General features: G+C 58.5%; 12 protein-coding genes. 4 read left to right on the top strand and 8 right to left on the bottom strand.

Annotated elements, in window-relative coordinates:
* Nucleotides 1–34 precede the first annotated feature (34 nt).
* Nucleotides 35–895: a DeoR/GlpR family DNA-binding transcription regulator gene (locus tag B4M48_RS09145; RefSeq protein WP_039384361.1), complete on the top strand. Its 861-nt coding sequence runs from the start codon at nt 35–37 to the stop codon at nt 893–895.
* Nucleotides 896–1,004: 109 nt separating this feature from the next.
* Here the strand turns inward: B4M48_RS09145 and B4M48_RS09140 are convergent, their stop codons facing one another.
* The 3 genes from B4M48_RS09140 to B4M48_RS09130 all read right to left on the bottom strand — a co-directional run bounded on the left by B4M48_RS09140 (nt 1,005) and on the right by B4M48_RS09130 (nt 3,377).
* Complete coding sequence (locus tag B4M48_RS09140) at nt 1,005–2,078, bottom strand: acyltransferase family protein (protein ID WP_250340946.1); 1,074 nt, start codon at nt 2,076–2,078, stop codon at nt 1,005–1,007.
* Nucleotides 2,079–2,548: 470 nt separating this feature from the next.
* The gene (locus B4M48_RS09135; protein ID WP_139239670.1) at nt 2,549–2,791 is read right to left on the bottom strand and encodes a hypothetical protein; all 243 of its coding nucleotides are present in this window, start codon (nt 2,789–2,791) and stop codon (nt 2,549–2,551) included.
* A 43-nt stretch (nt 2,792–2,834) separates the two neighbouring features.
* Complete coding sequence (locus B4M48_RS09130) at nt 2,835–3,377, bottom strand: hypothetical protein (RefSeq protein WP_071668817.1); 543 nt, start codon at nt 3,375–3,377, stop codon at nt 2,835–2,837.
* 184 nt (nt 3,378–3,561) lie between these two features.
* On the opposite strand from B4M48_RS09130, the gene B4M48_RS09125 reads away from it, so the two are divergent.
* Entirely contained in the window at nt 3,562–4,749 is a 1,188-nt protein-coding gene (locus tag B4M48_RS09125; RefSeq protein ID WP_349681451.1) for an esterase, read from the top strand.
* Here the strand turns inward: B4M48_RS09125 and B4M48_RS09120 are convergent.
* From B4M48_RS09120 to opgC, 5 genes are read right to left on the bottom strand one after another with little or no spacing between them, the layout of a single operon-like run.
* Entirely contained in the window at nt 4,735–5,169 is a 435-nt protein-coding gene (locus B4M48_RS09120) for an ATP-binding protein (protein ID WP_052246490.1), read from the bottom strand. The two genes, B4M48_RS09125 and B4M48_RS09120, sit on opposite strands and share 15 nt — an antisense overlap.
* Nucleotides 5,170–5,179: 10 nt before the next feature.
* Nucleotides 5,180–5,512 carry an STAS domain-containing protein gene (locus B4M48_RS09115; protein WP_250340947.1) on the bottom strand — a complete coding sequence of 111 codons (333 nt, stop codon included), beginning with the start codon at nt 5,510–5,512 and terminating at the stop codon, nt 5,180–5,182.
* On the bottom strand, nt 5,502–6,740 hold the full coding sequence (locus B4M48_RS09110; protein ID WP_108569317.1) for a PP2C family protein-serine/threonine phosphatase: 1,239 nt from the start codon (nt 6,738–6,740) through the stop codon (nt 5,502–5,504). The genes B4M48_RS09115 and B4M48_RS09110 overlap by 11 nt, the downstream gene beginning before the upstream one ends.
* A gap of 10 nt (nt 6,741–6,750) precedes the next feature.
* Nucleotides 6,751–7,623 carry a hypothetical protein gene (locus tag B4M48_RS09105; RefSeq protein ID WP_071668815.1) on the bottom strand — a complete coding sequence of 291 codons (873 nt, stop codon included), beginning with the start codon at nt 7,621–7,623 and terminating at the stop codon, nt 6,751–6,753.
* 55 nt (nt 7,624–7,678) lie between these two features.
* Nucleotides 7,679–8,893, bottom strand: a complete 1,215-nt coding sequence (gene opgC, locus B4M48_RS09100; RefSeq protein WP_283341258.1) for an OpgC domain-containing protein — start codon at nt 8,891–8,893, stop codon at nt 7,679–7,681.
* 314 nt (nt 8,894–9,207) lie between these two features.
* On the opposite strand from opgC, the gene B4M48_RS09095 reads away from it, so the two are divergent.
* Complete coding sequence (locus B4M48_RS09095; RefSeq protein ID WP_288656459.1) at nt 9,208–11,031, top strand: glycosyltransferase; 1,824 nt, start codon at nt 9,208–9,210, stop codon at nt 11,029–11,031.
* Nucleotides 11,021–12,364, top strand: coding sequence for a DUF3131 domain-containing protein (locus B4M48_RS09090; protein WP_288656457.1), 1,344 nt, complete (start codon nt 11,021–11,023; stop codon nt 12,362–12,364). The genes B4M48_RS09095 and B4M48_RS09090 overlap by 11 nt, the downstream gene beginning before the upstream one ends.
* The last annotated feature ends 28 nt before the right edge of the window (nt 12,365–12,392 follow it).

Genomic DNA, 12,392 nt, shown 5'->3' with positions numbered 1-12,392 from the left:
CTAATCCTGCATTTTACTCCTCTCCGGAACTTATATGGCGCATAACCCACACGACACGCTGCCTGGTGTTTTCACGGCGGATACGCTGCCCGGCGACAGTCGCCAGGCACGCCAGCAGGCGCGCCGCCAGCTGATCGCGGAAGCGGTCATGGCCGAGGGCGCCGTACGAATCGAAGATCTGACCGCGCGGTTTGGTATCAGTCTGATGACCGCACACCGTGATATTGATGAAATGGTCGAGCGCGGCCTGCTGCATAAGTCGCGTGGGGTGGTATCGGCTACCTCAACCAGCCTGGTGGAATCGAGCGATATCTATCGCGCCACGCGCCAGCTGGAGGAGAAGCAGGCGATTGCCGAAGTTGCAGCCAGCTATCTGGAGCCAGGGCAGGCGCTGTTTCTGGATGATTCCACCACGGTATTTCAGCTGGTGCGGCAGCTTTACGCGAAAGCGCCGCTGACGGTGATCACCAACTCGCTGACCCTGATGAACGAGCTGCGTAACGGGCGGGATATTACCCTGATGGGGCTGGGCGGGCAGTATCACCCCTGGTGTAACGCGTTTATGGGGCGCATGACGCGCGAAGAGATCGCCTCGCTGCGCGCGGATATCTTTTTTGTCAGCATGTCCGCCATTGTGGATGACGCGGTGTTTCATCAGTCAGCAGAGACGGTAGAGACCAAGCGCGCCATGTTTGAGTCGGCACAGAAGCGTATTCTGCTGATGGATCACACCAAGTTTGGCCGGCGCGCGCTGCATCGCTTTGCCGATTTGCGCGAGTTTGACGTGGTGATTGTGAATCAGGGCACGCCGCTGCCGCTGCTGCGTCGCATGCAGGATAACGGGGTCAACGTGGTGGTTGCACCGATCAAGCGCGCCGCTGGCAGCCCGGAATAAACCGGGCTATTTAACATAATACTAAACCCTCTCATCTGCCAGCCAGGCGTAATCAGCGGGAAAACACCCGACGGGGAGGGATATTCAGCTCTCTGGCACAGCTGTTCAGTCAGCTTTTTTGCACAGAGAACCAGCTGTAACAGCTATCGGCCAGCTTTTTACCTGCGCGGATAGCGTAGCGTTCGACATAGCGAAACAGCAGTGCGGCCAGTGCGATACTGCCGCTTACCGACAGCGCAAAGATCAGCAGCTTTGTGCCTGCACTGGCGTCAGCCGGCAGCTGGTTGAGCAGCACGCGGCGCAGCGGATAGTGCACCAGATAAAGGGAATAAGAGATATTACCGAGAAAATTCAGCACCGGCTGCGGCGCTGACTGCCGCCCGTCGCTGAGCAGAATGACGCAAGCCATGATAATGGCGGCGAGCCAGTAGCCGCCGTGCAGACCAAATGGCTGCGGGCCTGTCAATAATGCGATACCTGCCGCGGCGGCGAGCGCCAGCCAGACAATGCGTCGTCCGCGGGTGCGCAGCGCCGGCATGTTGCCGCTGACAACCAGTTCAGCCAGCAGCATGCCGGTAATAAACTCAAATACAATGGTATTGCTGATGAGTTTGATCCACGCCTGCCACCAGGCATTTACCACCAGGTCCGGAGACGCCTGAGAGGAGAGGGTAATGCTGCCGTTATAGGCCAGCTGAAAACCGACGGAGGCAACGATAAACATCAGGCTGCAAACCAGACTGCGCTGACGATAGCTGATACACATCGCCAGCGTGAACAGCGTATAGAACAGCACTTCATAGGTCAGCGTCCACGGTGGTCCCAGCGCGCTATAACCAAATACCGGTCCGGTGCTGCTGTAATCCTGCAGGCAAAAGTAGAGCACGCAGCCCATCTGCTGGAATCCGCGTTCGTTATACACCAGCGTCCACGCCGCCAGCCAGACCAGAAAAAACACCGGCCAGATGCGAAAGAAACGCTTAATCAGAAAAGGCAGCGGACGTTCAGCGGATTGTGCCGTAATAAAGGTCATGATAAAGCCGCTGATGATAAAGAAGATATCGACGCCCAGCGCGCCCGGAATATGCGCCGCCATACCATCCGGTAACAGTAACGCGTTATGCGCAACAACAACCAGCAGCGCGGCCAGCCCGCGCAGATACTGAACAGAAAGGATCTTCATTTAACACATCCTGTGGCCGATCGGGTTGTCCGAGGTACTTTGTCAGATCAGAAAGTACCACGATAAAAGATGACGCATGAATACATGCTAATTGAATCCCGCCGGGCGGTCGCCGGATTTATGCGTGAGCCGGGGTCGGGCGCAGGTTCTTTTACCACGGGGCGGGCGCATGTTCACCAGGAGCGCATTAATACGCCCCCTACAAAATTCGCCGGAGCGCCCGGATAACACGTCATCATTCAACGCACGCCCATAAAACCCGTAGGGGCGCCATTAATGGCGCCCAGGCCCGCGCGGTTGTCGGATCCGGATCGCATACGGTTTTGTAGGGGCGCTATTAATGGTGCCCAGGTACATGCGGCCGATTCTGTATAAATGTCTATTCTGCGATAGATTACCGGCCACCACTAAAGTGCACATAATGTATATTATGTTAAATGATGGATTTCATCCGCAACGACGCAATGACCTCAGACCTCTGTCAGACCGTTTTCCCTGCTACCCGCCTCACCTCTTCCGTTGAGATCATTAGCCTTCTGCTTTTTCTGCTGCAGTCGCCGCTGCTTATCCTGGCGAATACGCTCCACATACTCTTTCATGTCCGCTGCTTTAACCGGTAACGCTTTCTGCCAGAATGCTGCCGGCACATTATAGCTTTCCGGTTCAGCTGCAAATATTGCCATCAGCTGTTCAACGATACGGTACAGTGCCATCTCATACCGCATCAAAATTCTTCAGGATAACTTTTACGCCGCTCTACGCCACTTCAGCTGACGTGTCGATCAGCGCCTGCAGGCGCTGGCGATAAGCGGTGTCGAACTGCGCCGGCACGCGACGAATATAATCAAATGCGTGTTCAGCCGCCTCACCGCTCAGGCTGGCGAGATGCGCGAGCGCCTCGTCGCAGCTGGGGATTAAGCCTTCCTGGTGCTGATAGCGCGGCGGCAGCGCGGTCCAGATCACCGCATCAAGGCAGCGATCCTGCGCCCAGTCGCTAAGCACACCCGGCGTATGCTGCGGCTGCAGCAGTATGCCGACGCCATCTTCACGCTCATCAGGGATCGCCTCGCGCAGACGCAGTGCCGCCACCGCTTCCGGCAGCGAAACGCTCGCCAGTACTGCCCAGTAAACGTTAACTGGTGCCGCGTTCATACAGAGCGCCGTAGCCAGTTCACCGCCATCGCCAATACGACAGAACTCCACCGGCAGCGCCGGACCATCCGCATGCCACTCGCCGGCCACCGGCAGTTCACCAGGTTTCCAGATCAGTGACCCCCATGCTAAACAGGCTATTTTCACCGCTGTCCCCCTATTAATGATGTTATTTAACGCGTGAGCACCCGTTATTAAAGGTAGCGCAGTTCGCGATTCCCGCTACGCTTCCTGCAAATTGCCTGCAGCTCTCACACTTTTCTCGCCGTTTCTCTCACTTTCAGGCGGCCTGTGCCACACTTGCAACACCGTCTATTGGTAAGGAAAACTGATGCGTTATTCTCTTATTGCCCTGGTCTGCACCGCGCTGTGGAGCGCCGGAGCGGGTGCGCAGCCTCTGCCGCAGCGCCCGCCTGGTACGCTGGTCCCTGAACAGTATCTCTCCGCAGTTAACACCGATGACAGCATAACCTGGCGACTCTGGGCACCCTCTGCAAAAGCGGTGGATGTGGTCACCGGCGCCACGCCTGACCGCTATGTCGCGCATCCCATGACTAAGGATGAGCGTGGTATCTGGCGCTTTACCAGTGAACCGCTCGCCCCGAGCCTGTATGAATATTTCTTTAACGTAGATGGCTTTCGCAGCATCGATACCGGCAATTCCCTGCCCAAACCACAGCGACAGGTCAATACCAGCCTGATTCTGGTGCCCGGCAGCCTGCTGGATACGCGTCAGGTCCCGCATGGCGAAATCCATACCCTGACCTGGCACTCAGAGGTGCTGAAGCGCGAGCGACAGCTGGCGGTCTGGGTGCCACCGGGCGCGGCGGACGCCGCGGATCCCCTGCCCGTGCTCTATTTCTATCACGGCTTTGGCGACACCTCGCTGTCGGCGGTAACCCAGGGACGCATCCCGCAAATCATGGATAACCTGCTGGCGGAAGGTAAAATTGTCCCGATGCTGGTGGTGATCCCGGATACGGAGACGGATATCAGCGATGCCATCCCCGAGACCTTTGCGCCCGCCTCCCGGCGTGAAACCTTCTATCCGCGTAACGCGCAGGCAGCCGATCGTGAGTTAACGCAGGAGATTATGCCGCGTATCGCTCAGCGCTACCGTGTGCGCAGCGAGGCTGGCGGCCAGGCGCTGGCGGGCCTCTCTCAGGGCGGTTACCAGGCGCTGGTCAGCGGCATGCGGCATCTGGATCGGTTTGCCTGGCTCGGCATCTTCAGCGGCGTCACCACGGAAACCGTGCCTGACTTTCGTGTTACCGCACAGCTGAAAAAGCCCGCCGCAATCAATCGTCAGCTGCGCCTGTTTGCGCTGGCGGCAGGTGACGAAGATATTATCACCGGCCGGGATATGACCGGACTGCAGGCGCTGCTGGAGCAGCAGAAAATCCGGCATGAGTGGCACAGCTATGCCGGTCTCGGGCATGAGATGGATGTCTGGCGTCCGGCTTATATAGCGTTTGTCCGGCAGCTGTTTAAACCTTCAGACGCCTCAGACGCCCGGTAGCGCCCGCCACAGCGTCAGCTGGTTCTCTGCCGGCTGACGCTGATAACTGACCCGATCCACGCTGGCGTAAATCAGCGGCCAGCCCCGGCCGCCCTCAGCCAGCAGAGCGATGTCATCAAAACCGCGCTGCGCGCGCTCCATAAGTGCCTCAGGCACCGGTTGCCCGCTATCGGACAACGTGACGGTGACGCCCTGCTCATCACAGGAAAAATGCACCCGGTAGTGCTGCTGCGCATCATCCTGATAACCGTGGCGGATAATATTGCTCGCCGCCTCGCACAGCGCCAGATCGAGCGGGTAGATCCAGCTCTCCGGCAGCTGCAGCGGCTGCAGAAAACGACGCAGCGCGTTGCCGAGACGGGTCAGGCTGTTGAGCGTAGCGGGCAGCGTCAGCATCTCTGCGGCCATTGCGTGGTGCATAAGCCCCTCCTTATTGCAGCGTACGCAGCGCCTCTTCGCGATTGGCGCACAGCGTAAAGACCCGGTCCATCCGGGTCAGCGTGAACATACTTTTGATGTTGCTGTTCAGAGCACACAGGATCAGCTGGCCGCCGTTAAGTGATTTCAGGATAGAGATCAGCGCGCCCAGACAGCTGCTGTCGATAAAATCCACGCGTGAAAAGTCGAGGATGAGCGCGCGCGTGCCCTGCCGCATCTCCTCCAGCACCTGCTGCTTAAAGGGCAGCGCAACGGCGGCGTCCAGTCGTCGTACCACCGGGGTCAGAATGCGGGTGTTATCGACGGTGTCAGATTCAAACTTCATGTGCAGACTCCTGTTCGTCCGGGTTCAGATGTTCAATGACCAGCAGTGAGATATCGTCGCCTGCCGGTGCGGTACTGTCAGCGGGCAGGTCACGCCAGCGGTTAAGCTGCTGGTGCAGCGTCTGCAGCAGGCTCTCTGCCGGCTGGCAAGCCTGGCCGGCGAGCAGCGCCTGCAGCCGCGCCATGCCAAACATCTCCTGCTGTGGATTTTCACACTCTGTAATGCCATCGCTGTAGAGGCAGAGCCGCTCGCCGGGGGCCAGCGTAAAACTCACCTCCTCCCAGCTCAGATCGTTAAGCAGCCCGACCGGCGCACCGCCCTCACCGACGATGCGGATTGTGCCATCGCGCGCCACAATCAGCGGTGGCGGATGCCCGGCCTGACAGAGTCGTCCGGCACCGCTCTGACGATCAATCGCGCCATACACCATAGTGAAATAGCTGGTTACGTCGCTGCTTTGCGCCACAAAGCGCTCATTCAGTATCGCCACTACGTCGGCGGGCGGCGTAATCGTCTCGCCGCTATAGAGAAACCGCTCTACCGTACGGCCATGCAGAAACTGGCGCGCCACCGCTACCGACATCATTGCCGCCGACACGCCATGCCCGGAGACATCCACGCTGTAAAAACCGAGCGCCTGCCCGTCCAGCGGAAAAAAATGAAAAATATCGCCCGAAACCCAGGCCGAAGGTATAAACAGCCAGTCGGCAAACCAGCCGGCGTGATGAATGGCGTGCGGCGGTAATATGCTGCGCTGCAGCGCGGCGGCAGCCTGCAGGTCGGTCTCAATCTGCTGCAGCGCCTGCTGCAGGCTCTGATTGCGGCTCTCCAGCGTCGACTCCAGCTGCAGAATGCGCTCTCCGGCATGCAGGCGCGCCTGCAGCTCGACCCGGTTTACCGGTTTACGCAGAAAATCATCCGCACCGGCGGCGAAGCCGGCGCGTAGATCGTCGGTGCTTTCACGTACCGTCAGCAGGATCACATAGATATAACGCTGCCGGAACTGCTGGCGCACCTGACGGCACAGCGTCAGCCCGTCCATGACCGGCATCTCCCAGTCGCTGATCAGCAGATTAACCGGATGCTGCCGCAGCAGCGCCAGCGCCTGCTCACCCTCTTCAGCTTCCAGCACGTGATAGCCCCACTGCCGTAGCAGACCGGCCAGCAGCTTACGCCAGGTAAGCGCATCATCAACAATCAGTACCGACTGGGCGGAAACGGGCTGCATATATACCTTCCTAAAACGGCAGGAACCAGATCAGAGATACCGTGCCTTCACGAAACTTTGCATTCGCACTGCTTCTGCCGGGAAAGCGGGTACCGCTATAGTTGCTGTACTGCAACGAGAACGAGCCAGGCGTATAGCCGGCATAGCCAAAGCTGTAGCTGTAATCTCCGTTCCACGGCTGCTGCTGGCTGGCGTGCGGATACCAGAACGCGGTGGCGCGGACGAAGAAGTGCTGTTTAAAGGTGTAACCGCAGCCGCCCAGCATGACCTGCTTGTTGGCGCGCAAATCGTTATCCGCCAGCGAATAGTAGCGCGGCACCCAGCTGTAGCCGAGCTGGCAGGTCAGCGCATCCCCGTCGTTAATCAGCAGGTGACGCTCAAGGGGTTTGGGCAGCGAAAATTTATAGGCAAACGTAAATGCCCCCTGCTCAAAGTAGGTAAAGCGCTTAGTGCCGGAGGGAAACAGATGGTTATCGCCATAGTTGCTGTAGACCAGGCTAAAGGTGTTGGCATGCCAGTCGTCATAGCCGAAGCTGTAGCGAAAATCGGTGGTGTAGCGGTCAAAATCGGTGATCGGTGCGCGCAGGGTAACGTTAGCAAACCAGTAGCTGTAAGGTGAATACTGCAGGCTCAGGTTCAGCAGCTGATTGATCTTCTTTTTTTGCTGCGCAGATTCAGAGCCGTTCGGGATGGTCAGCCACTGCTCTTTCAGCCCGCTGGAAAAACTCAGCGCGCCGGAGAAGGTATCTTTGTTACCGGAAAAGAGTCGTCCCCAGCGGCTGGTAAACACGCCCGCCTGAATCGGCTCACTGCTCTCTGCTCCAGCCTCTTTATCCGAGCCGGTCTCTGCCGCTGAGGCGTTAAACGTGCCTGCCACCAGCATGAACACACCGCACGTTATCCCTGCCCGCTGCCCGAATTCCATCTGATGTCTCCGATCAATTAGGAATAAAACGCCCGCCAATCTCTTTTTTAGCCATCCACCACAGCAGGCCGAGTGCGCCCAGATGGATAGCGGTGTTGCGCAGCCACGCCTGCTGCCACAAATCAAAGGTGACGAACTGGCTGACGCCCAGCACCACGAACACGTGCAGGATAAAGGTGTATAGCGAATGCTGACCAAGCGGGATCAGAAACCAGCCCGCCACTTTATTGATGGGCCACCAGCAGCGGGTAAGGATCAGATAGACCAGCAGAATCAGGCAGAAGTCGTTGATGACCCGACACGGTCCCAGCGCGTTCTTGGCGGCGAGATGGTGATAAAACCAGTTAAAATCGGCGGGCGGGATGATGTGCAGCAGCAGCGCCGGCGGCATAAACGGATTGGTATGGTTCTGCGCAACAAACATCATCACCAGCGCATAAATCACCATCAGCGTGATCACCACATAGCCTGCCGGGGTGCGCGCCAGCGAGGTCAGCTCATCTTTAAACCAGCCGCAGCACATGCCCAGCACGTAGATCAGCTGCCACGCCAGTAAGGGAAAGGCGAATTCAAACTCGGAAACCGTCAGCCGCAGCGGCCAGCGCTGGTAAGCGAGATAGCCAAGCAGCGAAGCAGCGATAAGCCAGCCCGCGCGTCGCGTCTGCAGCAGCCAGAGGAACAGCGGGCTGACCAGCAGCAGGCAGATATAGAGACCCAGGATCTGCGTCTGATGAGGGCCTATCTGCAGGTAAAGCACAATATTAAACCAGGTCTCTTTGATCTGCGGCGTAGCGGGAAACAGCGCCCAGACCGTACCGGAATAGCGATCGACAAAGTGCGTAACCTCAAAGGTGTTAATCAGCGGCAGCGCGGAGAGCAGCAAAATCAGCAGCACAATGACGATATTCACCAGATAGATCTTCCCGGCCCGCCGCCATAGCGTCCAGCCAATCGTCAGCAGCACCTCTTTTTGCAGCCGCTGCCGGTTGAGCATGCCGAGCATAAAGCCGGAAAGGATGACAAACCCTTCAGCCCCCGTAGTCAGGCCAAACCGCTCCCAGGTAAAGATATTGATCGCAGAGAGCAGTTCAGTATGAGCCACGACCATCATCACCAGCGCAATCCCGCGCAGCATATCAATACGCAGATCGCGCCGGCCAGGCACGGCATAACGCCATGTCTGCGGCACGGTGACAGAGGTTGCAGCCGCGGCGACAGTTTCGCTCATAACGCATTAGCCCTGCTGATAAAGGATGAGTAAAAACATTAATATAATATATATTTCAGATGTAAGGAAAAGTGTAGCTCCACTGTGTAATAAATCACCTTTTAGCAAATATAGCGCTAAATAAGCTGTTAAAACCGCAGTTTGCCAGCTATATCTTTTCTTATATCGTCATGTTCTGTAAACGTCAGCAACAGAAAGCCAGACGCAAATAATAAATTTTAGTGATCTGTTTTAATATTATTCATTCATTTAGCTTGCCTTAACGCGTTCACCAGGTCAGATGCCCTTTTTTGCAGGATGTGAGACAGGATGCCATGGACCACTACTTTTCCCGTTTTGAACAGCGTCGTCCCCCTCCGGCGCTGCAGACACCGCGCTGGATCGTTATCTGCTGGCAGGTGCTGGCCGTTGCCGGACTGATTCTGGGCGCAAATTATATTCGCTGGCGCTGGATGTCTTCCCTGAACCCCGACGCGCTCTGGTATGCGGTGCCGCTGGCGCTGGCAGAGACCTGCGCCTGGTTTGGCACGCTGCTGTTCACTATCAACATCTGGCAGGAGAAAGATCCGCCCTGTCCGCCTGCGCCGGAGGAGATTAACCAGTGTCTGCTGCCGGCAGATCAGGCCGCGCCGCGTCCCATCCGGGTTGACCTGTTTATTGCGACCTACTCTGAAGATCCGGAGCTGGTCAGGCTGTCGATTCAGGATGCCTGTAAGGTGCACTATCCCGCCGCTATCGATTACAAGGTGCACGTGCTGGACGATGGTCGTCGCCCGGAGATGCGCGCGGTGTGTGAGCAGGAGGGCGTAAATTACATTACTCGCCACAACAACACCGGGTTCAAGGCGGGCAATATCCGCAACGGCATGGAGCACACTGACGGCGATTTTCTGGTGATCTGCGATGCGGATACCCGTGTTTTCCCGACGCTGCTGGTGCACACGCTGGGCTATTTCCGCGATCCGGACGTCGCCTGGGTGCAGACGCCGCAGTGGTTTTATGACCTGCCTGAAGGTGAGCGTCTGCCGGCATGGCTGCGGCGCCGGACCGGCTGGCCCGGCTGGCTGCTTGGTAGCCTGAGTGAAAAGCTGTTTGGCCCGCTTACCGTGGGCAGCGATCCCTTCTTTAACGATCCGCGTATGTTCTACGACGTGATCCTGCGCCGCCGCAATGCGGCCAACGCGGCGTTCTGCTGCGGTGCCGCCTCTGTCCACCGGCGCGAAGCCGTTATGCAGGCCGCCCTGCGCAGCTACGCGTTTAACGTGGAGGAAGAGATTGCGCGCTTTACGCAGGATATCCGCGATGAGGAGACGCGTCAGGCGCTGTCACAGGCGATGCGACCGCACATTATTGCCGACACGGAGCTAACGCCCTATAAATTCCACGTCTCTGAAGATATCTATACCTCAATCGTACTGCACGGTGACGCCGGTCGCCGCTGGCGTTCGGTGATGCATCCGGGCATTGAATCCAAAATGCTCTCGCCGCAGGATCTGCTGACGTGGATGATCCAGCGCTTTAAGTACGCTGCGGGTTCGCTGGATATTCTGTTTCATGACAAAATTTTCAGCCGCCGCCGCTTTAAGCTGAGCGCGGCACAAACGCTGATGTATGGTACAACGTTCTGGTCCTACCTGGCCTGCATCTGGAACACGGTGTTTCTTATCTCGCCGCTGATCTATCTGTTTACCGGTATTCCGCCGGTGGCCGCTTACTCAACGCCTTTTTACCTGCATTTTCTGCCGTTCTTTATCGTCTCTGAGCTCGCCTTTATGTTCGGCACCTGGGGGATCTCCGCGTGGGACGGTCGCGCCTCTTATCTGGCGTTCTTCTCTGTCAACCTGCGGGCGCTCGGTACGGTGCTGCGCGGGGAAAAAATCAAGTTTCACGTCACGCCAAAGGAGCGGCAGAGCGGGCGTTTTCTCTACCTGGTGAAGCCGCAGCTGGCGATTGTGGCGCTGACGCTGCTCGGGCTTATCTGGGGCGGTATACAGGTAGCGCGCGGCAACGTCGATGACCCTTCGGGTTACGTCATCAACATTTTCTGGGGAGCCGTCAACATTGCGGCGATGCTGCCTATGATTATGGCTGCGCTCTGGACGCCGCCGGCACAGGAGACGGCAGACCATGAGCCTTAAAGCGGGACTCTATAGCGCACGCAGCTATCTCACCATTCTGATCGGCTTTCTGATCGGCTTTGCCATTGTGCTGTGGGTTGAACATCAGATGCCCACCCGCACGGAAACCACCGATGGAATTATCCTCAGCGAAAGTTTTCCCGCGCTGCCGGAGACGCGCGAGCTGACGTTTGAGGAGGCGGTGTGGGCACGCGTGGCGTGGCAATACTTTGTCAATAACACGCAGCCCAACGGGCTGGCTAACGCGGAAGCGGATAACCCCTGGCTGAGCCTGTGGAGCAGCGGCAGCTATCTGCTGGCAACCATTGCTGCCCGCCAGCTGGAGGTGATTGACGCCGCTGAGTTTGACGACCGCATCGGCTCCGCGCTTGAGGCGCTGGGCAGGCTGCCGCTGCAGCCGGATAAACTTCCCGCCGCTTTTTATCAGGCTGAAACCCTGACCCCGCTCGACCAGGATCCGGCGCGCCCCGGCTCCGCTATCGATATGGGCCGTCTGCTGATGCCGCTGCAGATCCTGCTGTGGCGCTATCCGCAGCACGCTGCCGCCGTACAGCAGCTGCTGGCGGGCTGGCAGCTGAATGCGCTGCTGCAGAGCAGCGGTCCGCAGGGTGCCAGCCTGCCGGTCAATCGCTGGGTGATCCGCAGCGACGACCCGCGCGGCAGCTACGGCTACCGTCTCTATGCGGGCAGCGTGCTGCGGCTGATCAACAGCACCGCGGGACTGGCGGTCAGTCAGCCGCCGGACGGACTCAAGATGATTGAGATCGAGGGGCATGCGGTGCCTGATGAAGGGATCCGCACGCCGTGGGGCAAGCAGCCGTCGCTCATCAGCTCGCCCTATCTGCTGACCGGGCTGGAGCAGGGATTTGACGCGCGCAGCGGTGAGATCAGCTGGCGCATTATGCAGATCCTGCAGCAGCGCACCGGCAAACCTGACTTACGGGGGGATATCAGCGCCGACTATGCCGAACAGGCACCCGATTTCAATGCGGCGCTGCCGGGCCGACAGCCGCAGCGCGGCGCACCACAGCATACCGTCGCCCCGCTGCCCAACCAGGCGCTGCTCTCGGTCCGTACCGCCTTTGCCTGGTATGCCCTGTTCCGCAATCGCTGGAGCGACGCGCTGCGCCAGCAGATGCTGCCGCTGCTGGTGCCCGGCAAAGGCTGGCAGGCGGGATTTAACCCTGACGGCAGCGTGAACGCTGCCCTGAATGCCGATACCAACGCGATGGTGCTGGAGAGCCTCTCCTATATCGCCCACGGACAGCTGCTCTGCCTGGGCTGCCTGTCTCAGCCCCCCGCAACCGCACGCAACAAGGAGCAAGAACGATGAAAGTGCTATCGCTACAACACGCTGGCCT

This window comes from Pantoea sp. UBA6567 (assembly GCF_002434165.1).
GTDB lineage: Bacteria > Pseudomonadota > Gammaproteobacteria > Enterobacterales > Enterobacteriaceae > Pantoea > Pantoea eucrina.
The sequence above is the reverse complement of the archived record's forward strand: the minus strand, read 5'-3'. Positions and strand labels throughout refer to the sequence as shown.